The sequence below is a fragment of the Pseudonocardia sp. CA-142604 genome (assembly GCF_050948475.1).
GTDB classification, from domain to species: domain Bacteria; phylum Actinomycetota; class Actinomycetes; order Mycobacteriales; family Pseudonocardiaceae; genus Pseudonocardia; species Pseudonocardia alaniniphila.
Genome location: NZ_CP192045.1, coordinates 2,835,968 through 2,860,212, shown reverse-complemented (window position 1 = coordinate 2,860,212; position 24,245 = coordinate 2,835,968). Strand labels below are relative to the sequence as shown.

The 24,245-nt window shown below is 72.8% G+C and carries 22 protein-coding genes; 10 read left to right on the top strand and 12 right to left on the bottom strand.

All coding sequences use genetic code 11. The features are described from left to right. Positions 1 to 16 precede the first annotated feature (16 nt). On the bottom strand, positions 17 to 607 hold the full coding sequence (locus tag ACQPZQ_RS13150; RefSeq protein ID WP_433295422.1) for an HhH-GPD-type base excision DNA repair protein: 591 nt from the start codon (positions 605 to 607) through the stop codon (positions 17 to 19). 44 nt (positions 608 to 651) lie between these two features. Between ACQPZQ_RS13150 and ACQPZQ_RS13145 the strand changes: the two genes are divergently transcribed. Then, positions 652 to 2,154, top strand: a complete 1,503-nt coding sequence (locus ACQPZQ_RS13145) for a DUF7059 domain-containing protein (RefSeq protein ID WP_433295420.1) — start codon at positions 652 to 654, stop codon at positions 2,152 to 2,154. Next, positions 2,151 to 2,576 (top strand): D-aminoacyl-tRNA deacylase, encoded by a 426-nt coding sequence (dtd, locus tag ACQPZQ_RS13140; RefSeq protein ID WP_433295418.1) that lies wholly within the window; start codon positions 2,151 to 2,153, stop codon positions 2,574 to 2,576. The genes ACQPZQ_RS13145 and dtd overlap by 4 nt, the downstream gene beginning before the upstream one ends. A gap of 111 nt (positions 2,577 to 2,687) precedes the next feature. Here dtd and ACQPZQ_RS13135 read toward each other — a convergent pair whose 3' ends face one another. Continuing rightward, a complete protein-coding gene (locus ACQPZQ_RS13135) occupies positions 2,688 to 3,089 on the bottom strand; it encodes a hypothetical protein (protein WP_241039327.1) in 402 nt (133 codons plus the stop codon). Positions 3,090 to 3,184: 95 nt separating this feature from the next. Next, positions 3,185 to 3,610: a helix-turn-helix domain-containing protein gene (locus ACQPZQ_RS13130; RefSeq protein ID WP_433295416.1), complete on the bottom strand. Its 426-nt coding sequence runs from the start codon at positions 3,608 to 3,610 to the stop codon at positions 3,185 to 3,187. Positions 3,611 to 3,769: 159 nt separating this feature from the next. On the opposite strand from ACQPZQ_RS13130, the gene ACQPZQ_RS13125 reads away from it, so the two are divergent. The 4 genes from ACQPZQ_RS13125 to ACQPZQ_RS13110 all read left to right on the top strand — a co-directional run bounded on the left by ACQPZQ_RS13125 (position 3,770) and on the right by ACQPZQ_RS13110 (position 8,336). Then, the gene (locus tag ACQPZQ_RS13125) at positions 3,770 to 5,077 is read left to right on the top strand and encodes an alpha/beta fold hydrolase (protein ID WP_433295414.1); all 1,308 of its coding nucleotides are present in this window, start codon (positions 3,770 to 3,772) and stop codon (positions 5,075 to 5,077) included. 173 nt (positions 5,078 to 5,250) lie between these two features. Then, a complete protein-coding gene (locus ACQPZQ_RS13120) occupies positions 5,251 to 6,306 on the top strand; it encodes a sigma-70 family RNA polymerase sigma factor (protein ID WP_433295412.1) in 1,056 nt (351 codons plus the stop codon). A gap of 100 nt (positions 6,307 to 6,406) precedes the next feature. Continuing rightward, the gene (locus ACQPZQ_RS13115; RefSeq protein WP_433295410.1) at positions 6,407 to 7,330 is read left to right on the top strand and encodes a succinylglutamate desuccinylase/aspartoacylase family protein; all 924 of its coding nucleotides are present in this window, start codon (positions 6,407 to 6,409) and stop codon (positions 7,328 to 7,330) included. 55 nt (positions 7,331 to 7,385) lie between these two features. After that, the gene (locus ACQPZQ_RS13110) at positions 7,386 to 8,336 is read left to right on the top strand and encodes a N(4)-(beta-N-acetylglucosaminyl)-L-asparaginase (RefSeq protein ID WP_433295408.1); all 951 of its coding nucleotides are present in this window, start codon (positions 7,386 to 7,388) and stop codon (positions 8,334 to 8,336) included. A 9-nt stretch (positions 8,337 to 8,345) separates the two neighbouring features. Here ACQPZQ_RS13110 and ACQPZQ_RS13105 read toward each other — a convergent pair whose 3' ends face one another. Beyond that, positions 8,346 to 9,827, bottom strand: coding sequence for an aldehyde dehydrogenase (locus ACQPZQ_RS13105; RefSeq protein WP_433295406.1), 1,482 nt, complete (start codon positions 9,825 to 9,827; stop codon positions 8,346 to 8,348). Positions 9,828 to 9,927: 100 nt separating this feature from the next. On the opposite strand from ACQPZQ_RS13105, the gene ACQPZQ_RS13100 reads away from it, so the two are divergent. Both ACQPZQ_RS13100 and ACQPZQ_RS13095 read left to right on the top strand, forming a co-directional pair. Beyond that, positions 9,928 to 10,434: a flavin reductase family protein gene (locus tag ACQPZQ_RS13100; RefSeq protein WP_241039320.1), complete on the top strand. Its 507-nt coding sequence runs from the start codon at positions 9,928 to 9,930 to the stop codon at positions 10,432 to 10,434. Then, complete coding sequence (locus ACQPZQ_RS13095) at positions 10,431 to 10,994, top strand: NAD(P)H-dependent oxidoreductase (protein ID WP_344724046.1); 564 nt, start codon at positions 10,431 to 10,433, stop codon at positions 10,992 to 10,994. Before ACQPZQ_RS13100 ends, ACQPZQ_RS13095 begins: the two co-directional genes overlap by 4 nt. Here the strand turns inward: ACQPZQ_RS13095 and ACQPZQ_RS13090 are convergent. Next, a complete protein-coding gene (locus ACQPZQ_RS13090) occupies positions 10,978 to 11,949 on the bottom strand; it encodes a GntR family transcriptional regulator (protein WP_433295404.1) in 972 nt (323 codons plus the stop codon). The genes ACQPZQ_RS13095 and ACQPZQ_RS13090 overlap by 17 nt on opposite strands. Positions 11,950 to 12,116: 167 nt before the next feature. Here ACQPZQ_RS13090 and ACQPZQ_RS13085 point away from each other — a divergent pair, with 167 nt between their 5' ends. Continuing rightward, positions 12,117 to 13,325, top strand: coding sequence for an FAD-dependent monooxygenase (locus ACQPZQ_RS13085; protein ID WP_433295402.1), 1,209 nt, complete (start codon positions 12,117 to 12,119; stop codon positions 13,323 to 13,325). Between the two features lie 312 nt (positions 13,326 to 13,637). Here ACQPZQ_RS13085 and ptsP read toward each other — a convergent pair whose 3' ends face one another. Genes ptsP through dhaK form a run of 3 tightly spaced genes read right to left on the bottom strand, consistent with a single transcriptional unit; the run spans position 13,638 to position 17,849 of the window. Then, entirely contained in the window at positions 13,638 to 16,151 is a 2,514-nt protein-coding gene (gene ptsP / locus ACQPZQ_RS13080; protein WP_433295400.1) for a phosphoenolpyruvate--protein phosphotransferase, read from the bottom strand. A gap of 25 nt (positions 16,152 to 16,176) precedes the next feature. Then, positions 16,177 to 16,818 (bottom strand): dihydroxyacetone kinase subunit DhaL, encoded by a 642-nt coding sequence (dhaL, locus tag ACQPZQ_RS13075; protein ID WP_433295398.1) that lies wholly within the window; start codon positions 16,816 to 16,818, stop codon positions 16,177 to 16,179. A 29-nt stretch (positions 16,819 to 16,847) separates the two neighbouring features. After that, complete coding sequence (gene dhaK, locus ACQPZQ_RS13070; protein WP_433295396.1) at positions 16,848 to 17,849, bottom strand: dihydroxyacetone kinase subunit DhaK; 1,002 nt, start codon at positions 17,847 to 17,849, stop codon at positions 16,848 to 16,850. Positions 17,850 to 17,913: 64 nt separating this feature from the next. Between dhaK and ACQPZQ_RS13065 the strand changes: the two genes are divergently transcribed. Then, the gene (locus ACQPZQ_RS13065) at positions 17,914 to 18,885 is read left to right on the top strand and encodes an aldo/keto reductase (RefSeq protein WP_433295394.1); all 972 of its coding nucleotides are present in this window, start codon (positions 17,914 to 17,916) and stop codon (positions 18,883 to 18,885) included. A gap of 7 nt (positions 18,886 to 18,892) precedes the next feature. Here ACQPZQ_RS13065 and ACQPZQ_RS13060 read toward each other — a convergent pair whose 3' ends face one another. Genes ACQPZQ_RS13060 through ACQPZQ_RS13045 form a run of 4 tightly spaced genes read right to left on the bottom strand, consistent with a single transcriptional unit; the run spans position 18,893 to position 24,205 of the window. Then, positions 18,893 to 20,053 carry a vWA domain-containing protein gene (locus ACQPZQ_RS13060; protein ID WP_433295392.1) on the bottom strand — a complete coding sequence of 387 codons (1,161 nt, stop codon included), beginning with the start codon at positions 20,051 to 20,053 and terminating at the stop codon, positions 18,893 to 18,895. Continuing rightward, a complete protein-coding gene (locus tag ACQPZQ_RS13055) occupies positions 20,050 to 20,940 on the bottom strand; it encodes an AAA family ATPase (RefSeq protein ID WP_433295390.1) in 891 nt (296 codons plus the stop codon). Before ACQPZQ_RS13055 ends, ACQPZQ_RS13060 begins: the two co-directional genes overlap by 4 nt. Beyond that, positions 20,937 to 21,857 (bottom strand): XdhC family protein, encoded by a 921-nt coding sequence (locus tag ACQPZQ_RS13050; RefSeq protein ID WP_433295388.1) that lies wholly within the window; start codon positions 21,855 to 21,857, stop codon positions 20,937 to 20,939. Before ACQPZQ_RS13050 ends, ACQPZQ_RS13055 begins: the two co-directional genes overlap by 4 nt. After that, positions 21,854 to 24,205, bottom strand: coding sequence for an aerobic carbon-monoxide dehydrogenase large subunit (locus ACQPZQ_RS13045; protein ID WP_433299166.1), 2,352 nt, complete (start codon positions 24,203 to 24,205; stop codon positions 21,854 to 21,856). The genes ACQPZQ_RS13050 and ACQPZQ_RS13045 overlap by 4 nt, the downstream gene beginning before the upstream one ends. Between the last annotated feature and the right edge of the window lie 40 nt (positions 24,206 to 24,245).

Genomic DNA, 24,245 nt, shown 5'->3' with positions numbered 1-24,245 from the left:
TGCTAGTGCCCCGGCGTCAGCCCTTCGCCGGAGCCACTCCGCTCTTCGCGGCGGCCTTGGCCGCCTGCTTGAACTCGCGGACCCGGACGAGGGAGTCGGGGTCGACGACGTCGGCGACCGAGCGGTACGAGCCGTCGTCGCCGTAGCTACCGGCCGCCTCGCGCCATCCCGGCGGCGTCACCCCGCGCTGCTTGCCGAGCAGCGCGGTGAAGATCTGTGCCTTCTGCTTGCCGAACCCCGGCAGGGCGGCGATCCTGCCGAACAGCTCGTGGCCGTCCTGGACGTCGCGCCACATGAGGGTGACGTCGCCGTCGTACTGGTCGACCACCGCGGCGGCCAGCGCCTGCACGCGCCCGGCCATCGATCCCGGGTAGCGGTGCACCGCGGGCGGCCCCCGGAAGATCTCGACCAACGCGGCAGGATCGTAGGAGGCGAGCTCGCGCGGGTCGAGCTCGGTGCGGCCGAGGCGCTGCGCGAGCAGGGCCGGGCCGGCGAAGGCACGCTCCATCGGGAACTGCTGGTCGAGCAGCATGCCGACCAGCAGCGCGAACGGGTCCCGGTCGAGCAGTGCGTCGGCGTCGGCGTCCTGGCTCAGGCGAATGGGCACGGCGGAAGAGTAGCGCCGCAACCGCGGCTGAGAGGATTTCTGCTGTGCTGCCCCACCTCTCACCCGCCTCCGCCGACGCACTGCGCACCGCACTGCTCCGGACCGGCTACACCACCGACGGCGTCCGGGCACTGCTCGGGGCCGCGGCGCATGCCGCGCTCGGACGGGGAGAGGTGGAGCCGGCCTTCCGCGCGACCCGCGACGGCGGGGAGCTCGGCGTACTCGTGCGCCTGCTGCTGCTCGGCGCGGTCGAGCCGGACGCGGCCGTCGCCGCCGCGCTCGCCCCGCTCACTCCGGCCGACGCGGCCGCGGCCGGGTTGCTCCGGGAGGTATCGGGCGGCTGGGTGGCCGAGCTCGACCTGCGCCCCTACGGCGACACCGACGGCGACTGGTGGGTGTTCTCCGACCTCGACCAGCGCCGCCAGGAGCGCGACCACGTCACCGGGGTGGGTGCCGCGTCACTGACGCTCGCGGCGGCCACCGCCCGCCGCCCGGTGGGGTCGCTGCTCGACCTGGGCACCGGATGCGGGGTGCAAGCCCTGCACGCCACCCGGCACGCCCGCAGCGTCACGGGCACCGACGTCGCCCCGCGCGCCCTCGCGATGGCCCGCGCCACCTTCAACCTCAACGCCCTCGACGTCGAGCTGGTGGACGGGCCGTGGCTGGAGCCGGTGGCCGGGCGCCGGTTCGACCAGATCGTCTCCAACCCGCCGTTCGTGCCCGGCCCGGCCCGCGTGGACTACGTCTACCGCGACTCCGGGCAGAGCGGCGACGCAGCGCTCGCCGCGCTGATCCGGTCCCTGCCCGAGCACCTCGAACCTGGTGGCGTGGCGCAGCTGCTCGGCTCGTGGCTGCACGTCCGCGGCGAGGACTGGCCCGAGCGGGTGCGGTCGTGGCTGCCCGGCGGGATCGACGCCTGGGTCGTGCAGCGCGAGGTGGCCGATCCGGCACTGCACGTCGGCACGTGGCAGCGCGACTCCGGGATCGACCTCACCTCACCGGCAGCCCGTGAGGAGGCCGGTGCGTGGCTGGACTGGCTGGAGCGCGAGCGGGTGGAGGCCGTCGGCTTCGGCTTCATCACGTTGCGCCGCCCGGGCGGCAGCCGACCCGGCGGCGATCCCGTGGTGGTGTTCGAGGACCTCCCCGGCGACGTGGACGACCCGCTCGGGCCGGAGGTCGAGGGCTGGCTGGACCGGGTGGACTGGCTGCGTGAGCACAGCGGTGACGCGGCGCTACTGGCGGAGCGGCTGACCGTGGCGCCGTCGGTGCTGCTGGAGACCTACGCCGAACCCGGCGCGGAGGGCTGGACGGAGGTGGGCTCCGCCGTCGCCCGGCGGGACGGCCCGCGGTGGCGCCACGAGGTCGACGGCCCCGCCGCCGCGCTGCTGGCCGGGTGCCAAGGAGTACTGCCCCTGAGCGAGCTTCTGGAGCTGCTGTCGTTCGCCCACGACCGGCCCACCGGCGAGCTGGTCACCGCGACGCTCCCCGCGGTGCGTGAGTTCGTGCGGCACGGCGTGCTGGTGCCCGCCGGGGAGCGGGCTCGGTGAGGGCGGTGGCCGCGCGCGTGAGCCGGGCCGAGGTACGTGTGGACGGGGAGGTCGTCGGCCGGATCGACGGGCCGGGGCTGCTGGTGCTGCTCGGCGTGGCCCGTGCTGACGGCCCCGACGCCGTGCCCGTCATGGCCCGCAAGCTGCACGAGCTGCGCATCCTGGCCGACGAGCGGTCGTGCGCCGAGCTGGACGCGCCACTGCTGGTGGTCAGCCAGTTCACGCTGTACGGCGACACGCGCAAGGGACGTCGGCCGTCCTGGTCTGCTGCCGCCCCGCCGGAGCAGGCCGAGCCGCTGGTCGAGGCGGTGGTGGCGGCGCTGCGGGAGCGCGGCGCCACCGTTGCCACGGGGGTGTTCGGCGCCATGATGGAGGTCGAGTCGGTGAACGACGGGCCGTTCACCGTGCTCGTGGACGTCTGAGTCGACGGCCAGGCTACGGCTGCGACGGAAGCCCCGTCCGGCTGGACCGGGCGGGGCTTCTTCTGCCGTCGTGCCGTGTGCTGCTGCGGCGCCGGGCGCGCCGCTGTCAGCTCACTTGTCGGCGGCGTTCCGGGCGGCGCGAGCCGTGGCGGTAGTCTGCTCGGCGGCGGCCTTGCCGACGTCGGCGGCCTTGTTGACCGCGGTCTCGGTGGCGCTGGCGGTGCGCTGGGCCACCGTCTCCGCAGTGCGTGCGGCCTGCTCGGTCATGGTCTCCGCAGCCTGGGCACCGGCGGTCAGCACCGTCTTGGCGATGCGGCGCTGGCTCTCCAGGATCTGCTCGGCGAAGTCGAAGTACCGGTCGACGGCGCCCTGAGCGTTGGGCAGCGACGGGCGGGAGCCGGTGACGCTCCCGGTGAAGGTCTGAACGGTGTCCGCCCACGTACGCACGGCCGTGGTGACGGCCTCCTGCGTGCGGTTGGCGATCTCGATGAACTGGTCGGTCGGAGCGCTCATGGCTCGGTGCCTTTCGTGCTCGGTGACGTCTGGCGCTACCTAGACTGCGCACCGGCGATAAGTATGTCAAGCAAGGTGGGTGTGATCCCGCCCTCTCAACCCGAGGCACCGTTGACGAAGCTCCGGTAGACGCCCAGCAGCGCCGTGCGCTGTTCCGGAGTGAGCCGCGGGTCCTTGCGGATCGCCTCCTCGGTGCCACCCGAGTCGGCCGAGCCACTCGACGCGGACCCCGTTCCCGTGACCCAGCCGGCCTGCGAGAGCAGTTGCTCCGTGGAGAGTTGCAATGCGTCGGCGATCGAGCGCAGGACTTTCAGCGACGGCTGGTGCAGGCCGCGTTCCACCTGGCTGAGATATGCATTGGAGACGCTCGTCATCGACGCCATCTCCCGCAATGACAGATTGGCCAGCCGCCGCTGAGCCCGGATGAACTCTCCCAGCGCGTTCATCTGGGCGACCCATGGCGTGGTGACCGGCGGGCCGTCGTCCGTCGAATCGTCGGGTCCCGCCTGCGCTGCGCTCATACACCCATCATCGCCTTTCGCGCCCCCCGCCGCGAAACGCCATCATCACTCGATGTTGCCGGGCCGGACAGACGGAGCTACTGTCTGGTAACTCGATTGTCGGAAGCCAAACGACTCGGGTCTTCCTCCTCACCCCCTCACTGTTGATGGGAGTTCGCCATGTCCGCGATCTCGAGTACTGGCACGCAACAGAACGGGCCGGCCGACCTCGTGGCCGCCCTGGCGCACCTCACCGGCTACAACACGGCGGCGGCCGCAGGCGGCCTCGCCGAGCTGACCCGGGCAAGCGGTGCGCTCTGGGGCGATGCCCTGGCCCGTTCAACGAGCCCGTTCGAGCTGGCCGACCGGAGCCTGCGTTGGTGGCGCGCCATGCGCGACCGCAGTGTCCCCGGCTGGCACCTTCCCAACAAGATCGTTCTCAGCACGCCGTTCGCGCACCTGCGCGACTTCAGCGACCCACCCGCCGATTCCGGCACAGCCGGAGTCGTACCGACGCTGGTGCTGCCGCCGCAGGCCGGGCACTCCTCCAGCGTGGTCGACTTCTCCCCCACGCAGAGCCAGCTCGCAGTGATCAAGGCCTCGGGCCTGACCCGGCTCTACGTGCTCGACTGGCGTCCCGCGACCTCGGAGACGACCGGCGTCACCATCACCGACTACCTCGACGTCATCGAGCGATCGATCGAGCTGATGGGCGGGCGCGCCAACCTCATCGGCGACTGCCAGGGCGGGTGGCTCGCCACGATCTACGCCGCGCTGCACCCCGAGCGCGTGAACACCCTCACGCTGGCGGGCGCTCCGATCGACTTCCACGCGGGCGAGTCGGTGATCGCCTCCTCCACGCGGACGCTCACCAGCGCGTTCGGCCTCGCCCCGTACAAGGCGCTCGTCGCGATGGGCGGCGGCAACATGCCCGGCAAGGCCGTGCTGTCGAACTTCATCGCGATCCAGCCACAGTCCGAGATCTCCCGTCAGCTGCAACTGCTCGAGCACATCGACGATGCCAAGCACGTGGAGCGCTACCGCGTGTTCGAGGACTGGTTCAAATACACCCAGGACATCCCGGGTGCGTTCTACCTGTGGCTGGTGGAGCACCTGTTCTGGGGCAACGAGCTCATCTCCGGTGATCTCGTGATCGACGGCAGGCGGGCCGATATGACTGCCATCACATGTCCGCTGTTCCTGCTGGCCGGCTCGACCGACCACATCACGCCGCCCCCGCAGCTGTTCGCGGCCGCCGACGCGGTGGGCACGCCGCCGGAGGACATCCAGATCCGCACCGCCACCGGCGGCCACCTCGGGCTGTTCATGGGCCGCGACGCGTTGCGGAAGGACTGGCCACCTCTCATGGAGACCGTGCACGAGCTGTCGGTGCCGCGGCGGGCGAGGTCGGTCAGGGGTCGCGGCCGGAACCGGGCCGAGGACGCCGTGGCGGACCCGGGAGCTACCCCGCGGGTGCCTGCTCCCTGATGTCCGATTCGGGGACGCCCGGTCCGCGGATGCCCAGTCTGAGGGGCCGCTGAGAAAGCGCTGTGCGCCACAGTGCTGCGGGAACGTTCTGTCGCATGGACGCGTTGAAGCTGCTGAGAACCCCGGCGAAGGCGACCGACAGCGCCCCGCCGGGTGGCGGCAGGGGAGGATAGATGACAGCGCCCACGAAGAACGGGCCCACGAACGCAGCCGGTCCAACCATCCCAACGCAGCGTACCGACTCCGACCACTCCGAGGCCACCTCGGAACGTCCGGAGCTGTCCGCGGAGGACCTGGACGCTCAGAGCCCGGCTGCCGATCTGGTGCGCGTGTACCTGAACGGGATCGGCAAGACGGCGCTGCTTTCCGCGGCGCAGGAGGTCGAGCTGGCCAAGCGGATCGAGGCCGGGGTGTTCGCCCAGCACGTGCTCGACTCGACTGCCGAGGAGGGCACGGAGCTGGAGGCCCGGTACGCGGCCGACCTGCGTTCCGTGGTCCGCGACGGTATGCGAGCGCGTAACCACCTGCTGGAGGCCAACCTCCGGCTCGTGGTCTCGCTCGCGAAGCGCTACACCGGCCGCGGGATGCCGCTCCTGGACCTGATCCAGGAGGGCAACCTGGGCCTGATCAGGGCGGTCGAGAAGTTCGACTACGCCAAGGGCTTCAAGTTCTCCACCTACGCCACCTGGTGGATCCGGCAGGCGATCACGCGCGGCATGGCCGACCAGGCCCGCACGATCCGGCTGCCCGTCCACCTCGTGGAGCAGGTGAACAAGCTGGCCCGGATCAAGCGCGATCTGCACCAGAAGCTCGGACGCGACGCCACTCACGAGGAGCTGGCGGCCGAGTCCGGCATCGCCGAGGAGAAGATCTCCGACCTGCTGGACCACGCTCGCGACCCGGTGAGCCTGGACATGCCGGTGGGGTCCGAGGAGGAGGCGCCGCTCGGCGACTTCATCGAGGACGGCGAGGCCACCGACGCCGAGACCACCGTGATCTCGCACCTGCTGCACGACGACCTGCGGCGCGTCCTGGCCACCCTGGACGACCGCGAGCAGCAGGTCATCCGGATGCGCTACGGCCTCGACGACGGTCAGCCGTGCACGCTCGACCAGATCGGACGTCGCTTCGGGCTCTCCCGGGAGCGTGTCCGGCAGATCGAGCGCGAGGTGATGGCAAAGCTCCGCATCGGCGAGCGGGCCGACAGGTTGCGCGCCTACGCGAGCTGAGCTCCACCCACCCGCCGACGGGCTCCGTGAGTGGTGACGCCACCCACACCCGCGGCGGGACGGTTCCCTCGACAGCGGCCCGACGCGCAACCTGCACGATGTGCACGAGTTGATCGTCCCTCTCCCCGACGGCGCACTGGCCGTTCCCTACGTCGAGGTGGCCGGGAAGTCAGCCGGCCCACATCTCACCGTGATCGCCGGGGTCCACGGCGCCGAGTACACCTCCATCGCCGCGGTCCGCGAGTTCGCCCGTGCCCTCGACCCCGCGTGGGTCCACGGGCGGATCACCGCGGTACCGGTCGTGAACCTGCTGTCCTTCTGGGAGCGGTCCGCGTTCGTCGTCCCGCTCGACGAGAAGAACCTCAACAGGAGCTTCCCCGGCGATCCCGGCGGCACGTTCACCGAGGTGCTGGCGCACCACATCACCGAGGCCTTCATCCGGCCGACGGACTACCTGCTCGACCTGCACGCGGGCGACCTTCCCGAAGCACTCGAGCCGTTCGTGCTCTACGACGAGTCCCCCGTGGAGGAGCAGTCGCGCCGGCTGGCCCACGCCTACGGGCTCGGCCACGTCGTCCGGCAGGCCCGTGCCGGGCGCACGGTCGGGGGCAGCACGTCCGCCGTGGCGGCCGACCTCGGCATCCCGTCGATCACCGCGGAAGCCGGCCAGAACGGCATCCTCGACCGGGCGAGCGTCGACCGTCATCTCACGGGCCTCGCGAACATCACCCGCGTCCTCGGGATCGACACCCGCCCGTCCACCGGCACGGCCGCGGCCGCTCCGCCCGTCGAGCACGACGGCTGGGTGTGGTTGCGCACGACCACAGCCGGATGGTGGGAACCCGCGGTGGCACCCGGCACCGACGTGGACGCCGGCGACCTGCTCGGCACGGTCAGCGGCCTGCTCGGCAACGACCGGACCGAGATCCGCGCCCCCGAGGCGGGCGTCCCCCTGTTCGTCACGAGCAGCCCCGCCGTCACCGCCGACGGCCTGCTGATGGGCCTGGCCCGCGCGTCCGCTTGAGCCCCGGACCCGGCCCATGTACGAACCACGACCCCACGGCGAAAGGACATGCCCGGTGACCGAACCGGTGATCATCGGTAGCGAGCGGAGCGAGGCGGGCCTGCCCGCCGGGATGGCTGTGCTCCTGTCGGGCGGATCCGCGCTCGACGCGGTGGAGGCCGCCCTGCGGCTGTGCGAGGACAACCTCGCCGACCACTACGTCGGCACAGGGGGCCTGCCCAACGCGCGCGGAGAGGTCGAGCTTGACGCCTCCGTGATGGTCGGTTCCACCCGGGCGTTCGGGGCCGTCGCCGCGCTCCACGGCTACCCCCACCCGATCTCCGTCGCCCGCGCCGTCATGGAACGCCTTCCCCAGCACGCGCTGCTCGTCGGCGAGGGCGCCGAGCTCTTCGCCGACGAGTGCGGGTTCGGCAAGGCCGAGCTCCTCACGGACGAGGCGCGCCAGCAGTGGAAGGAGGCGCTGTCGGTCACCGGCGAGTCCGTGGAGGGCGAGAACACGCGAGGTGGCTCCGGGGACATCGCCTACCGGCTCGCGGCGCTGGAGCTGGTGAAGCGGCTGTCCCCGCACGACGGGCCGTGGGGCACGATCAACATCCTCGCCCTGGACGGCAGCGGTGAATTGGTGGTCGGCGTCTCCACGAGTGGCTACCCGTGGAAGTACCCCGGCCGGGTCGGCGACTCGGCGATCGCCGGCGCAGGCAACTACTGCGACCTGCGCTACGGGGGCGCGGCGTGTACCGGCCGGGGCGAGCTGGCCATCCGGGCCACCGGCGCCCGTGTCGTCGTCGACCGGCTCGCCGCCGGGGACGACCCGGAGTCCGCGTGCGCAGCCATGCTCGCCGACGCCGCCACGCTGCCCGACGAGTTCCGCGCAGAGCTGCGGGTGCTCGCCCTGACCCCCGACGGCCGCCACGGCGGTGCGTCCGGGCAGAGAGGCTCGACGTACTGCGTCATGACCGGCCGCGACCCGCAGCTCCGGTTCGCCCGGCGACGCGTCCTGGCCTGACGACCGTGATCAGCCCAGCGTGAACGGATCGCGGGTGCCGCCGGTGAGCTCGACCCACACCGACTTGTTCTCGAGGTACTCGTCGAGCCCGGCGGCACCGTTCTCCCGGCCGAGGCCGCTGGCGCCGAACCCGCCGAAGGGCACGCCCGGCGAGACCACGCGGTAGGCGTTGATCCAGACGGTGCCGGCGCGCAACCGTGCGGCCACCCGGTGGGCGCGGTGCACGTCCTTCGTCCAGACGGCACCGGCGAGCCCGTAGGGGGTGTCGTTGGCGAGCTTCAACGCCTCGTCCTCGTCGGTGAACGTGAGCGCGGCGAGCACCGGGCCGAACACCTCCTCGCGCACCACCGTGGAGCCCGGCGTGACGTCGGTGAGCACGGTCGGCCGGACGAACAGCCCGCCCAACCCCTCGTCGGCGGCACCGCCGTAGGCGATCGTGGCGCCCTCGGCCCGAGCGGACTCGAGGAAGCCGAGCACCTTCTCGTACTGCGGCCGGTTGGCGACCGGACCCATCTCGGTGCTGGGGTCGTTCGGGTCGCCGAGCCGGATCCGCGCCGCGCGCTCCGCCACGAGGCCCACCAGCTCGTCGTGGACGTCCGCGTGCACGATCAGCCGCGACCCGGCCATGCACGTCTGACCGGTGGCGGCGAACACGCCTGCGACCAGGCCGTTGGCCGCTGCCTGCAGGTCGGCGTCCGGGAAGACGATCTGCGGGGACTTGCCGCCCAGCTCGAGCGTGACCTTGTTGATGTTCTCCGCGGCCGCCGCGGCGACCGCCCTGCCGGTGGCGGTGGACCCCGTGAACGCCACCTTGTCCACGCCGGAGTGCGCGGCGAGCGTGGCGCCCACCTCCCGGGAGAGGCCCGTGACGACGTTGACCACTCCCGCCGGGAAGCCGGCCCGCTCGACCAGCTCGACGAACGCGAGCGTTGACGCCGGCGCGTGCTCCGACGGCTTGACGACGACCGTGCAGCCCGCCGCCAGCGCCGGGGCCAGCTTCCAGGTCATCAGCAGCAGCGGAGAGTTCCACGGCGTGATCGCCGCGACCACTCCGACCGGCTCGCGGCGGGTGTACACGAGGTAGTTGGGATTGCCCGGAGGGATCTGGCGGCCCTCGATCTTGTCGGCGAGCCCGGCGTAGTAGTGGAACCAGGTGCCGATCCCGTTCAGCTGGCCGATCATCTCGCGGTAGAGCTTGCCCGAGTCGTTCACCTCGAGCCGGGCCAGCCGCTCCGCGTTCTCCGTGACGAGATCGCCCAGGCGGCGTAGCAGTGCCGCCCGCCCGAACCCGGTGAGCCCGGACCACTCCTCGCTCTCGAAGGCCGCCCGCGCAGCGGCCACCGCAGCGTCGACGTCCTCGGGTCCCCCGTCGGGCACCACGGCCCATGACTCCCCCGTGTAGGGGTTCTGCGACTCGAAGGTGCGGCCGGACAGCGCGTCGACGGCTTTACCGCCGATCGTCATCCGGAAGTGCTCGAGGTCGGTAGCCATGGCCCGACCGTACGAGCGCCGACCGTCGCGGTCCACGTCCGATGTGGGTTCCCCCACGCCGACATCACCGCGCACGGCATCGGCGACTTACGCTCGGTTCATGAGCGCACCGCCCGGCCCCGTCTCTCCGGCCGTCATGCGGGAGGTGCTCGGCCACTTCGTGTCCGGCATCGTGGTCGTCACCGCCACCGGCCCCGATGGGCCGATCGGGTTCACGTGCCAGTCCTTCGCATCGCTGTCGCTCGATCCGCCGCTGATCAGCTTCGCACCGGCCCGCTCGTCGTCGACCTGGCCGCGGATCCGCGAGCTCGGCGCGTTCTGCGTCAACGTCCTCGCCGCCGACCACCAGGAGATCAGCAACGGGTTCGCCCGCTCCGGTGTGGACAAGTTCGCCGGGGTCGGGTGGCAGCCCGCCCCGTCCGGCACGCCGATCCTCGACGGGGTCACCGCGTGGATCGACTGCGCCTTGTGGAACGAGTACGACGGCGGTGACCACACGATCGCCGTCGGCCTGGTGAACGACCTCGGTGCCGATCCGGCGCGGCTGCCTCTGCTGTACTACCGCGGCCGCTACAGCGTCACAGCCGACCCGAAGGAAACTCCATGACCGAGCGCTCACCCGGATCCCTGTCAGTGCTCGGCATCGCCGGCGGCCCGGAAGCCGGCGGGCGCACCAGCACCGCGATCGCCGGCATCCTCAGCGGCGCAGCCGCGGCAGGCGCCGCCACCACGCTGGTCGAGCTCGCCTTCACGCCGCACTCGGAGGTGGTCGCCGCGATCGAGACCGCCGACGCCGTGGTGCTGGGCAGCCCGGTCTACCGGGCCACGTACAGCGCGCTGCTGAAGGGGCTGCTCGAGGGCACCGAGCGCGGCAAGTGGGGCGAGACCACCGCTCCGCTGCAGGGCAAGGCGGCGGCCATCGTGCTCACCGGCGCCAGCGCCCACCACTTCCTCGCCCTCGGCGACCTGCGCAACGTGCTCGCGAACTTCTTCGCTGTGCAGGTGCTGTCCCCGGGGCTGTACTTCGACCACGGCGGCTTCCTCGATCGCAGCACCCTCACCGAGGGCAGCGCCACCATCGCCGCGACGCACGGCTCGGCACTGGTCGACCTGGCCGCCGCCGTGCGCTCGTCGAAGACCCTGAGCGAGATCACGCCGCAGGTGTAGGGATCACGAGGGCGAAGCCGTCGAGAAGGCGTTGCAGGCCGAACTCGAAGAGGACGTCCAGGTCGAAGTCGTACGGGGTGGAGAGCACGCGCTCGAATGTCGGGAAGCGGCCGTCGCCGAGGACCGAGCGGATGGCTGCTTCCTGGGTGTCCATCCATTGGTCGGGGTTGAGCCCGGTGGCCGCCTCCGCCTCCGCCTCCGGTTCGAGGTTCACCCCCGTTCCACGCACATAGTTGACGAGCGTGAGGTACGCCGTCATCACCGTGGTGTGGTCGGCACCGCTGCCGTCGAGCGCGGCCAGCGTCCACTCGGACAGGGCCAGCCCTCCGGCGACGGCCTGCGGCCGCGTCATCGACATCGCCGGGGCGAGCCACGGGTGGCGGCGGAACAAGGCCCACAGCGTGCGCCCCGCGATCTCGAGCCGGGGCCGCCATCCGTCCGGGGCGTCCACAGGCGCCCGCCACTCGCCCAGCGCGGCGTCCAACATCCGCAGCACGAGGTCGTCCTTGTCGACGACGTGCCGGTAGAGGGCCATCGTGGCCGCCCCCAGCTCCGCGGCCACCCGTCGCATCGACAGGCCGTCGAGCCCTTCGGTGTCGGCGATGGCGACGGCGACGGCGACGATCCGCTCGGGGGTCAGGGCGGCATCGGGTGCGGGGCGGACGCGGGACCGGGCCGGTTCGGGTGAGGCTTCCGAGGCTGCCGGGGGCACGACCGTGCGGGGCGGCGTCGTCCCCGGGCGGGTCTCCACCACGGTGCCCGAACCGGGCACAGCGCGTACCAGCCCCTCCTGGCGCAGCACGCCCAGCGCCTTGGTCGCGGTCGCCATGGCGACGCCGAAGCTCCGGGTGATCTCCCGGGTGGACGGCACCCGGTCGCCGGGCGCGAGCTCACCCGTCTCGATTCGGCGGCGCAGCTCGGCGACGATCCGCGCATAGGGCGGACTGTTCTCCACGATCCCCTCCGTACTAGTGCACTTCGGCTCCGGCCGAGGGTAGCCACTCCCCGGCGACCCGTCGAGGCAGGTCGGCCCCAGAAGGCCCGTACTAGTGCACCTGATCTGATTATTCTCGCAGCTAGATGGCTTGATCTGAAGTGTATGTACGTCGTACGCTCCTGCACATGCAGAACACGAACATCCTCATCTCCGGAGCGAGCATCGCCGGACCCGCGCTTGCGTACTGGCTACGCGAGAACGGCTTCACTCCCACCGTCGTCGAACGGGCGCCCACGCCACGGCCCGGCGGCCAGGCCGTCGACCTGCGGGGCGCGGGACGCACCGTCGTGGAGCGCATGGGGCTCATGGACGACGTCCGGGCCGTCGCCCTCGACCAGCGCGGCATCGCGTACGTCGACGACAAGGGCCGGATCAAGGCCCGGCTGGGAGCCGACGCCTTCGGCGGCGAGGGCATCGTCTCGGAGATCGAGGTCCTGCGCGGCGACCTCGCCGAGGTCCTCCACCGCGCGAGCCTCCCGGGCACCGAGCACCTGTTCGACGACACGATCACCGGAATCGACCAGGACGACGACGGCGTCACGGTCACCTTCGAGAAGGCGGCGCCGCGCCGCTTCGGACTGGTCATCGGCGCCGACGGGCTGCACTCGACGGTCCGGGCGCTCGCCTTCGGACCGGAGTCGGCCGCGGTCCGTCCGATCGGCGGCTACACCGCATGGTTCACCGCGCCCGCCGATATCGATCTCGACGGCTGGTACCTCATGCACAACGCCCCCGGCGGGCTCGTGGCGTCGGCCCGGCCCGGCCGGCTCCCGCACGAGATCAAGGCAGGCCTCAGCTTCCGCTCGGACCCGATCTCCTACGACCGCCGGAACATCGCCCAGCAGCGGGACATCGTGGCCCGGCGCTTGGCGGGCGTCGGATGGGAGGCTCCGCGGCTCGTCGCGGCGATGCACGAGGCAGCGGACTTCTCGTTCGACTCGATGGGCCAGGTGCACCTCGACCGCTGGTCGGCGGGCCGGGTCGCACTCCTCGGCGACGCGGGCTACTGCCCGAGCCCGCTCACCGGCCTGGGCACGAGCCTCGCCCTCGTCGGCGCCTACGTGCTCGCCGGGGAACTCGCGACCGCCCGCGGCGATCACCGCATGGCGTTCGCCCGCTACGAGCAGATCATGCGCCCCTACGTGACGGACGGACAGAAGCTCCCGCCCGGCGGCATCGGCGGGTTCGCTCCGAGCAGCCGGCTCGACATCGCCGTCAGGACGGCATCGATGCGGTGGATGACCCGCTGGCCGCTGCGTCCCCTGATCGCCGCCCAGTTCGCGAAGGCCGGGAACATCACCCTCCCCGACTACGCGCAGCGGGTCAGGATCTAGTGGGCCGCCCGCTTGGTCCGCGCTGTCGACGCCGACGTCCGGGCCTGGAACGACACCCGTGCACCGGCTCGCCGCTGGCGGTGATCGTCAGTGCTGCCCAACCGCCGTATGCCTCCCGGATGGGCGCGGGCAGCCGCCCGGCTGAGGCGGGGTCGGTCGGCTCGTCTGTCCGGTGATGATCGTCGTTCGGGCCCTCGCAGCCGTGTATCGCCCGGTTTCCGACCCCGGTCTGCCGATCATGGTCGAGCGGCAGTCCAGCCCGGCGTTCCCGCGGCCGTCACCGGACAGGAGAGCAGCCCCGTGGGGTAGCGATCAGCGGCGGACCTCGGCCGGGCCGCTCGCGGTCAGGGCGGCCGCTGCCCGCTCCGCCGCACGGGCCGACTCGACCTCGCGGACCACCTGCTTCACCCCGGCCACCGCGGGCGCCGCCACGCTCAGCTCCCGCACCCCGAGCCCCACCAGCAACTGCGCCGCGAGCGGGTCGGCCGCCGCCTCGCCGCAGACGGCCACGAGCACCTGCTCCCCCGCCGCCCGGCACACAGCGTCGACTAGCCGGAGCACGCCCGGATCGAGCGGATCGGCCACGGTGGCGACCGCCGGATTGCCCCGCTCGGCAGCCAGCGTGTACTGGGTGAGGTCGTTGGTACCGATGCTGAAGAAGTCGACGTGCGGCACGAATGCGGCCGCCTTCAACGCCGCCGCCGGTACCTCGACCATGATCCCCACCTCCAGGCCGGGCGGGGTGCCCCGGCCATCGCGGGCGATCGCCTCGTCCAGCGAGCGGCGGGCGGCGAGAAGCTCCTCGACGGTCGCGACCATCGGGAACATCACGCTCACCGGCGTGTCGTGGGCGACCCGGACCATGGCCAGGAGTTGGTCGGCCAGCAGTTCGGGGAACGACGTGGCGAGCCGGATACCACGCAGGCCGAGGAACGGGTTGGCCTCGGCGGGCAGCGGCAGGTACGGGAGCGGCTTGTCGCCGCCGACGTCGAGGGTGCGCAGCGTGATGCGCTTCCCACCGAGGGCGGTGGCGACGGCGCGGTAGGCCGCCTCCTGCTCGTCGACGTCGGGGGCGGCGGCCCGGTCGAGGAAGAGGAACTCGGTGCGCACCAGCCCGACAAGATCGGCTCCCGCGTCCGCGGCCGCCGTGGCGTCGGCAGGGGATCCGACGTTCGCCCCGACAAGAACGTCGACGCCGTCGCGCGTGACCGCCGGGGCGGACGAGCGCTCGCGGGCCTCCAGCTCACGTTCCGCCTGCGCGGCAGCACGATCGCGGAACGACGCCACGGCGTCGGGTTCGGGGTCGACGAGGAGCTCGCCCGCAGCACCGTCGAGCGCGAGCAGCGTGCCGTCCCGGACGTCCAGGATCGCCGGACCGGCGCCGAGAACCGCGGGTACACCGCGGGCCCGCAGCAGGATCGCGCTGTGAGCGGTAGGGCTCCCACCGGCGAGCACCACACCCGCCACGCGTGCAGGGTCGAGCGCCGCGGCCCGCGCCGGGGTGAGGTCGGCCGCGACGAGGACGGTTGGTGGCCCGTCATCCGGATCGGCCAGGGCGTCCGGCACCCCGACGAGGGTGCGGAGCACCTGCTGCGCGACGGCACGGACGTCGGCGGCGCGGGCGGCGAGGTAGGGATCGGGCAGCGCGTCGAACTCCGCGGCCGCCCGCGCGGTGGCGTCGGACCAAGCCTGCGGGGCCGACGCCCCCGCCGCGACGGCGGCCCTGGCCTCCTCGACCACATCGGGGTCGTCGAGCAGGAGGAGATGCGCGTCGAAGATCGCCGCCTCGGCCGGTCCCAGCTCGCGGGCGGCCGTGTCACGACCGTCGCGGATCTCGCCCGCGACCGTGGCGATCGCCGCATCGAGCCTGCCCTGCTCGGTGGCCGGATCGCTGCCCGGCTCGTCCGGCACCACGACGGGAGCGGGAACGTCCGCACGCTTGGGCCCGATCGCGACCCCCGGCGACGCGGGAAGCGGCCCGCCGGGCCGGGGCGACCCGACCGCGGGAACCGGGCGACTCGCGGGAAGGCGGGGGGCAGGTTCGGGTGCCGCGGTGCCGGGCGCAGCCGTCTCGTCGAAGCCGCGGGCGGCGAGCTCCAGCACGGCGTCAACCACGTCCTGGGCCCGCTCGCCCGAGGCCGCGACCTCGACGCGGTGGCCGCGCAGCGCTCCGATCGTGGTGACGCGGGCGAGGCTCGTGGCAGGCGCCCAGGGCGAGCCGGTGGTCGCGTTGCGCAGCCGCACACCGGAGCCGTCCAGCTCGCGGACGAGCGCGACCAGCCGGGCCGCCGGCCGGGCGTGCAGGCCGTGCGGGTTCGCGACCTCGAAGCTCTCGACGATCTCCGACTGCTCCGCGGGCGCGGGCAGCGCCTCCGTCTCCGGTGCCGCGGTGACCGGTGCGGCCGGCTCGTCCGCCGCGAGCTGCGCGAGCTTCCCGTCGAGCGCCCCGGCGGCCTCCGCCGCCACCTCCGCCCGGTCGGCGCCGCCCGACGCCGCCACCGCGGCGACGACCAGCCCTTCGACCAGCGGGGCGGGGCAGAGCAGCACGCGCTCGCGCGAGGCCGGGTCGTCGAGCAGTTCGAGCGCAAGCTCCGCGGAGAGCACGGCGCTGCCGAGGTCCATCAGCACGACCACGCCCGACCCGGTGTCGGCTGCGCCGATCGCCCCCGCGATGGCCACGGCATCCGTGCCGAGCCCGCCGTCGGCCACCCCGGCTGCCACCTCGATCGGCAGCTCCCCCGGCGCCATCTCCCGGGCCAGCTCCACCGCCGCCGCCGCGAGCGCGGCGCTGTGCGAGACGACGACCAGGCCGACCGGCGCCGTCACGAACCCTCCCGCGCCGAGATGCAGCTCATGCCAGCGTGTCCGCCGCCGCGGCGATCAGCAGAGCCGCCGACGTGGCGCCTGGGTCCTGGTGGCCGATGCTGCGCTCCCCGAGATAGCTCGCCCGGCCCTTGCGGGCCTGCAGCGGGGTGGTGGCGTCGCGCCCGGTGGCGGCCGCGTCGGAGGCAGCCCGCAGCGCGGCCGGAAAGTCCTTGCCGTCCAGCGCGCCGTCGAGCGCGTCGACGGCGGGGGCGAGTGCGTCGTACATGGTCTTGTCGCCCGCCTCGGCCTTACCGCGGGCCACGATGCCGTCGACCCCGGCCCGCAGCGCCGCGGCGAAGCCGGCCTGGTCGAGCGACTCGGCGGTGCCGGCCGCGGTGGCCATCCGCAGGAAGAACGTGCCGTAGAGCGCACCGCTCGCGCCTCCCACCGAGCTGACGAGCGTCATCCCGGTGAGCTTCAGCAAGGCGGCCGGGTTTTCCGGGGGGCTCCCGTCGAGCTTCGCGAGCACCGCCTTCATCCCGCGGGCCAGGTTGGACCCGTGGTCGGCGTCGCCGATCGCGGCGTCGAGCCGGGTGAGCATCTCCGCGTTCTCGGCGACCGCCGCCGCGAACGCGCGGATCCAGCGGTCCATCAGTGCGGCGTCGATCGTCGCGGTCGAGTCGGCCATCACGCTCCCGTCCTACACGCTCCGGCGCGTCAGACGCCCCACCGCAGCCCGGGGGTGCGGACCGGAGCGTCCCAGAGCCGCAGCAGCTCGTCGTCCAGCTTCAGCAACGTCACCGAGCAGCCCGCCATCTCCAGGCTCGTGATGTAGGGCCCCACCAGCGACCGGGCGACCGTCACGCCGGACTTCGCGAGGATCGCCGCCACCTCGTTGTACATGAGGTACAGCTCCAGCAGGGGCGTGCCACCCATCCCGTTCACGAAAGCGAGGACGCCGTCGCCGCCGGTGAAGTCGAGGTCGGCGAGGATCGGCTCGACGAGCATCTCGGCCACCTCGCGTGCCGGCGCTGCTGGCACGCGACGCCGTCCGGGCTCCCCGTGGATGCCGATGCCGATCTCGATCTGGTCGTCGGGCAGGTCGAAGGTCGGGTGCCCGGCGGCAGGGACGATGCACGAGGTGAGCGCCATGCCCATGCTGCGGCCGTTGGCGTTGACGCGGCGGGCGACCTCGGCCACGCCTGCCAGATCGCGCCCCTCGTCGGCCGCCGCACCGGCGATCTTCTCCACCGCGACGGTGATACCGACCCCGCGCCGCCCGGCGGTGTAGAGGCTGTCCTGCACGGCGACGTCGTCGTCGGTGATCACGGCGTCGACCTCGACGCCCGTCTCGGCGGCGGCGAGCTCGGCCGCCATCTCGAAGTTCATCACGTCGCCGGTGTAGTTCTTGACGATGTGCAGCACGCCTGCGCCGCCGTCGACGCCGCGGGTGGCCGCCATCACCTGGTCGGGTACCGGTGAGGTGAAAACCTCACCCGCGCAGGCGGCGTCGAGCATGCCCGGCCCGACGAAACCCCCGTGCAGCGGTTCGTGTCCGGACCCGCCGCCGGACACCAGCGCGACCTTGCCCTGAACCGGCGCGTCGGCCCGGTAGACGATCTTGTTCTCGTGGTCGATGCGCAGCTCGGGATGCGCCGCGGCCATTCCCAGCAGCGCTTCGGAGACGACGTCGCCCGGATCGTTGATCAGCTTCTTCACGGCGGCACCTCTTCGACGATCATCGGTGAACGTGCAACAACCTGCGGGCGTAAGCTACGCCGCTGTGGGTGCAGGCACTACCGATCCGACCCGGCCGGTGGGTGTGGGCATCGGGCTGGCCGCTGTCGGGCGGCCCGCGTACATCAACTCCGGACGGGCTCACGACCTGGGCACACACCGCGCCGTTGAGGAGCTGCGGGACCGTACCGCGGCAGTGCTCGACGCGGCCTACGCCGCCGGTATGCGCTACCTGGACGCGGCGCGCTCCTACGGCCGAGCGGAGGAGTTCCTCGCCGAGTGGCTGGCTGCGCACCCCGAGATCGACGACGTGGTCGTCGGGTCGAAATGGGGCTACCGGTACGTCGGTGAGTGGCGCCTCGACGCTCCCGTGCACGAGGTGAAGGACCACTCGCTGGCCGCGTTCACCGAGCAGCTGGCGGAGACCGAGGCCCTGCTCGGATCCCGGTTGGACGTCTACCACGTGCATTCGGCCACTCTGGACACCGGTGTGCTGGACGACGTCGAGCTGCACGAGGCGATGGCGGCGCTGCGCGACCGCGGGGTGCGGGTGGGCGTCTCCACCTCGGGACCGGCGCAGCCGGAGGCGGTGCTCAAGGCGTTGGACGTGGAGGTGGGCGGCGCCCCGCTCTTCACCTCGATCCAGTCCACCTGGAACCTGCTCGAACCCTCCGTCGGCCCCGCGCTCGCCGAGGCCGCCGCCCGTGGCGCGCGGGTGATCGTCAAGGAGGCGGTGGCGAACGGGCGCCTCACCCCCGGCGCGCCCGACACCCCGCCTCGCGTGGTGGAGGTCGCCGAGCGGCTCGGCATCCCCCTCGACCAGCTTGCGATCGCTGCGGCGCTGGCCCAGCCGTGGACGTGGTGCGTGCTCTCCGGTGGAGTCGACCCTGCGCAGGTCGCGAGCAATGCCGCTGCCGAGCAGGTACAGCTGCCGGCCGACGTGCTGGCCGAGCTGGGCGAGCTCGCCGAACGACCCGCCGACTACTGGTCGGAGCGCTCGGCGCGCGCCTGGAGCTGACCGGGCCTCAGACCCTGGGGCCGGCCAGCGCGGCGACCAGCTCGCCGAGCGCGTCGAGGCTGTGTGCGCTGACCACCTCGTCGCAGTACGGCCACGCCGCCGCCATGCCGCCTGCCAGGGGGCGGTAGTCCGGGTGCCTGGTCCGGGGGTTGGCCCAGACGATCCGGTACGCCACCTGCCGCAGGCGGGCCATCTCCCCGCGCAGCAACTGCGGGTCACTGGTCTCCCACCCGTCGGACAGGATGAGCACCACGGCACCGCGCGCCAGCCCGCGCCGGCCGTACTCGTCGTTGAACCGGTGCAGCGCCTCCCCGATGCGGGTGCCGCCCGACCAGTCCGGTGCGAGCCGTGCCGCCCGGTCCAGCGCGACGGCGGGGCTGGAGCGAGCCAGCGCCCTGGTCAGCCTGGTCAGGCGGGTGGCGAAGGTGAACACCTCGGCACGCTCGGCTCCCGCCGCGCAGTAGAGGAGTTGGATCAGCGCCCGGGCGTAGGGCGCCATCGACCCGGAGATGTCGCAGAGCACGACGAGCCGTCGCGGCCGCAGGCGACGGCGACGGCGGGCGAGCGCCACGGGGTCGCCCGCGGTGCGACGGGCCGACCGCAGGGTCCGGCGAAGATCGAGCCGGTCGCCGTGGGCGGCAACGCGGGTGCGGCGTGAGCGGCGTACCGGCGTGGCGACGCGCAGCGCGCGCATCGCCTCGGCGAGCCGGGCGAGCTCGACGGGCGACAGCGCGTCGAACTCCCGCCCGCCGAGCCGCTCGGTGGCCGAGGCGAGAGCCGGCACGGGCACCTCCGACGGCGCCGCATCCGACCCGGACGAGGTACCACCCCCGACCCGCGCAGGCCCACCGGCCGCCTCCCCTCCGCGGGCAACGGACGCGACCAACGGATCGTCACGGAGCAGCGGAGCGTTGGGATCCCCGCGGAACACCGGCGGATCGCTACCGCGGAAGACCCTGTCGAACACGGCGTCGAGCACCGGGATCTGCGCGGGATCGGACACCAGCGTGGCCAGCGCGCACCAGTAGAGCCGCTGTGTGGTGGCCGGGGACACCTCGACAACGGCACGGGCGAGCCGCTGCGCCCGCTCCGGTCCCACCGGCAGGCCTGCGGCGTGGCACTCCGCGGTGAAGCGAGCCACCAGCGCCGGGAGGTCGCCGGGGGTCATCCAGCACCGCTGATCAGGGTGTCGAGGCCCGTCGCGTGCGCGAGCCGGGCGTCCTCCTCGTACTTCAGCACCGCGCCGAGGGTGCGCTCGGCCGCCACCGCGTCCAACTGCTCGACGCCGAGGGCGTCCAGTGCCCTCGTCCAGCTGATCGCCTCGGCCACACCTGGTTGTTTCTGCAGATCCAGGCCGCGTAGGCGCTGCACTGCACCCGTCACCTGCGCCGCCAGCCAGCCCGCCGCCTCCGGCACGCGGCGCCGCACGATCTCCTCGACCCGCTCGCCGTCGGGATAGCCGATCCAGTGGTAGAGACAGCGGCGCTTGAGGGCGTCGTGCAGGTCACGAGTGCGGTTCGAGGTGAGCACGACCACCGGCGCGACGGTGGCGCGGCGCGTCCCCAACTCCGGGATCGTCACGGCCGACTCGGCGAGCGCCTCGAAGAGGAACGCCTCGAACTCGTCGTCGGCGCGGTCGATCTCGTCGACGAGCAGCACCGCGGGGCCCGGGCCCGGATGCGTGATCGCGGCGAGCAGCGGGCGGGCGAGCAGGTAGTCCTCGGTGAACAGGTCGGCGTCGGCGAGGTCGGTGCCGCGGGCCTCCGCCAGCCGGATGGCCAGCAGCTGGCGGGGGTAGTTCCACTCGTAGAGCGCCTCGGCCGCGGTGAGGCCCTCGTAGCACTGCACCCGCAGCAGCGGCGTGTCGAGCGCGGCCGCGAGCGCCACGGCCGCGGACGTCTTGCCGACCCCCGGCTCGCCCTCCAGCAGGATCGGCTGGCGCATCCGCACCGCCAGGAACAGCGCGGTGGCAAGTGCCTCGTCGGCGAGGTAGGCGGTGCGGTCGAGCGCGGCGGCCAGGCCGTCGACGTCGGTGATCGCGCCCCCGTCGCTCACCGGGCGAACCGCTGCGGATCGTCGAGGAAGGCCTGCCGGCAGCCGGTCCCGCAGAAGTAGGCCGTCTCGCCGTCGTGCTGGGCGGAGATGCTCGCCGTGGTCACGGCCACCTCCATCCCGCAGACCGGGTCGATCGCCACCGCCGGCTCCCCGGCCGCAGGAACGTCCGCGGGACCGCTCGCCGGCAGCACCACCCGCGGGCTCTGCGCAACGATCTCCGCGAACACCGACAACGCGATCTCCGGGGCCGTCCGCGCCCCGATGTCCAGGCCTGCGGGGGCGTGGATCCGCTCGCGCTGCCCGGCGGGCACCCCCTGCGCCGCCAGGTCGTCGAGCACCCCCGCCGCTCGGCGCCTGCTCGCCACCAGCGCCACGTAGGGCACCTCCGCGCGGAGCGCCGCCCGCAGCACGGGTGCCTCGCCACGCCCGTGCGAGGCGACGACGACAGCGGCGGTGTCCGGGGCGATCGGTGCGTCCGGATCGACGCCCGCGCGCACGTCCCAGTCCAGGGCGTGCCCGACCCGCACCAGCGCCCTGGCCACCGGTGCCTCGCCGTGCACCACCACCAGGACGGGCGGGATCATCGCCTCAAGGAAGATCTCCAGCGTGCCGCCGGACAGGCACGGGTTGCCCACGGTGCGCACGCCTTCCTCGGCGGTACCGCCGTCCCCCGCGCGCGGGGTGATCCGCAGCAGTCCCGACTCCCCCGCCTGCAACAGTCGCAGACTCTCCAACCGCACGGTCGACTCGGCGCAGGCGCCGCCCACGAAGCCGTCGATCGTGCCGTCGGCCAGCACCAGCGCGCAGTCTCCCGGTTTCGCGCTCGTCGGACGCTCGGCCCGCACCACCGTGGCCAGCACGAAGGGGGTGCGCCCGGACCGCAGCCCGTCCACACGGGACAGCAAATCGGCTCTCATGATCGCTCTCCGATCGCCAGATCCGTCCGCAGCGGGGCGCCCTGCAGGGCCCGCCACACCTGCGCCGGGGTGAGCGGCATGTCGGCGTGCCGCACCCCGATCGCGTCCAGCACCGCATTCACGACGGCGGCGGGCGAGCCGACCGTGGCCGACTCCCCCACACCCTTGGCCCCGATGGGGTGGTGCGGCGACGGCGTCACCGTCTCCCCCAGCTCCCACGACGGGCACTCCATGGACGTCGGGAGCAGGTAGTCCATGAAGGACGCGCCCAGGTGGTTGCCGTCGCGGTCGAACGCCATGAGCTCCATCAGCGCCATGCCGATCCCGTCCGCCAGGCCGCCGTGCACCTGCCCCTCGACGATCATCGGGTTGATCCGCACACCGCAGTCGTCCACCGCGACGAACCGGCGGACCTTCACCTGCCCGGTACCCGGATCGACGTCCACGACGCAGACATAGGCGCCGCACGGGAACGTCAGGTTCGGCGGGTTGTAGACGCACGTGGCGTCCAGATGTCCCTCGACGCCGTCGGGGAGATCGAGGTCGGAGTGGGCGGCCAGCGCGATCTCGCGCATCGTGACGCCGGCTGCGCGGTCGCCGCGCACGTGGAACCGACCCTTCTCCCACACCAGGTCGCTGGCCGCGACCTCCAGCACCGCGGCCGCCACCAGCCGGGCGCGCTCGCGCACCTTGCGCGCGGCCAGCACCGCCGCCGCTCCCGAGACGGGCGTGGACCGCGAGCCGTAGGTGCCCAGCCCGAACGGCGTGCGATCGGTGTCGCCCTGCACGACCTCCACCTCGTCGGGAGGGATACCCAGCTCCTCGGCCACGATCTGCGCGAACGTCGTCTCGTGGCCCTGGCCCTGCGACATGCACGACAGCCGCAGCACCGCCGAGCCCGTCGGGTGCACGCGCAGCTCGGCGCCATCGGCCATGCCGAGACCGGCGATGTCCATCACCTTGCGCGGGCCCGCGCCGACGGCCTCGGTGAAGAAGCTGATCCCGACGCCCATCAGCGTGCCGTTCCCGGTCTCCGCGTGCTCCTGCCGCCGTTGCGCCTGCTCGCGCCGCAGCTCGTCGTACCCGGCGAGATCCAGGGCCAGCTCGAGGGTGCGCGGGTAGTCGCCGGAGTCGTACTCCCAGCCCGTCGCACATCGGTAGGGGAACTGTTCGGGACGCAGCAGGTTGCGCCGCCGGACCTCAGCAGGGTCCAGCCCGAGATCGTGGGCCAGCACGTCCACCAGCCGCTCCACCAGGTAGGACGCCTCGGTCACGCGGAACGAGCAGGCATAGGCGACCCCGCCGGGCGCCTTGTTCGTGTACACGCCGGTGACCTGGCAGTGCGCCGCGGGCACGTCGTAGGAGCCGGTGAAGATGTGGAAGAACCCGGCCGGGAACTTCGACGGCTGAGCCGTGCCGTTGAACGCGCCGTGGTCGGCGAGCACCCGCACCCGCAGGCCCAGGATCCGCCCGTCCTTCGTGGCCGCTATCTCGCCGCTCATGTGGTAGTCGCGGGCGAAGGAGGTGCTCATGAGGTTCTCCGAGCGGTCCTCCGTCCATTTCACGGGCGCACCGGTGAGCCGGGAGCCGACCACCGCGCAGAGGTAGCCGGGGTACATCCCGACCTTGTTGCCGAACCCGCCGCCGATGTCGGGGGCGACGATCCGGATCTTGTGCTCGGGGATTCCGGCGATCGTCGAGTACAGGGTGCGGTGGGCGTGCGGCGCCTGCGTGGTGCCCCAGACCGTGAGCTTGCCGCTCACCCGGTCGACGCTCGCCACGGTGCCGCACGTCTCCAGCGGCGCGGGGTGCACCCGTGGATAGAGCAGATCGAGGGTGCTCACGTGCTCGGCGGCGGCGAAGGCCGCGTCGGTGGCGGCGGCGTCCCCGGACTCCCAGTCGAAGACACGGTTGTCGGCGCGGCCGTCGATCTCGTCGCGCACCAGCGGCGCGTCGGGATCCAGCGCGCGGCGGGCATCGATCACCGGAGGCAGCGGCTCGTACTCGACGTCGATCAGCGCGAGGGCGTCACGTGCGGCGTACCGGTTCTCCGCGACGACGAACGCCACCTCCTGGCCCTGGTAGCGCACCTTGTCGGTGGCGAGCACCGCGGCAACGTCGTGCGAGAGCGTCGGCATCCAGGCCAGGCCCCGCTCCGCGAGCAGGTCACCGGTGATCACCGCGCGCACCTTCGGGTGCGACTCGGCCGCGCTGGCGTCGACCGACAGGATCCGGGCGTGGGCGTACGGGCTGCGCAGCACGGCTGCGTGCAGCATGCCGGGCAGCTGCACGTCGTCGACGAACTGGCCGCGGCCCCTGATGAACCGGGCGTCCTCCTTGCGGAGCATGCGCCCGTGGCCGATCGGCGAAGGGTCCGCCGGGAGCGCG

Excerpts from the sequence above, each read along its gene's own strand:
- dhaL (WP_433295398.1), bottom strand. The coding sequence starts at position 16,818 with ATGGCCGACTCGACCGCGACGATCGACGCCGCACTGATGGACCGCTGG.
- ACQPZQ_RS13095 (WP_344724046.1), top strand. The coding sequence starts at position 10,431 with ATGACCGAGCGCTCACCCGGATCCCTGTCAGTGCTCGGCATCGCCGGC.
- ACQPZQ_RS13130 (WP_433295416.1), bottom strand. The coding sequence starts at position 3,610 with ATGAGCGCAGCGCAGGCGGGACCCGACGATTCGACGGACGACGGCCCG.
- ACQPZQ_RS13045 (WP_433299166.1), bottom strand. The coding sequence starts at position 24,205 with ATGCTCCGCAAGGAGGACGCCCGGTTCATCAGGGGCCGCGGCCAGTTC.
- ACQPZQ_RS13050 (WP_433295388.1), bottom strand. The coding sequence starts at position 21,857 with ATGAGAGCCGATTTGCTGTCCCGTGTGGACGGGCTGCGGTCCGGGCGC.
- ACQPZQ_RS13105 (WP_433295406.1), bottom strand. The coding sequence starts at position 9,827 with ATGGCTACCGACCTCGAGCACTTCCGGATGACGATCGGCGGTAAAGCC.
- ACQPZQ_RS13085 (WP_433295402.1), top strand. The coding sequence starts at position 12,117 with ATGCAGAACACGAACATCCTCATCTCCGGAGCGAGCATCGCCGGACCC.
- ACQPZQ_RS13100 (WP_241039320.1), top strand. The coding sequence starts at position 9,928 with ATGAGCGCACCGCCCGGCCCCGTCTCTCCGGCCGTCATGCGGGAGGTG.
- ACQPZQ_RS13120 (WP_433295412.1), top strand. The coding sequence starts at position 5,251 with ATGACAGCGCCCACGAAGAACGGGCCCACGAACGCAGCCGGTCCAACC.
- ACQPZQ_RS13125 (WP_433295414.1), top strand. The coding sequence starts at position 3,770 with ATGTCCGCGATCTCGAGTACTGGCACGCAACAGAACGGGCCGGCCGAC.
- ACQPZQ_RS13060 (WP_433295392.1), bottom strand. The coding sequence starts at position 20,053 with ATGACCCCCGGCGACCTCCCGGCGCTGGTGGCTCGCTTCACCGCGGAG.
- ACQPZQ_RS13135 (WP_241039327.1), bottom strand. The coding sequence starts at position 3,089 with ATGAGCGCTCCGACCGACCAGTTCATCGAGATCGCCAACCGCACGCAG.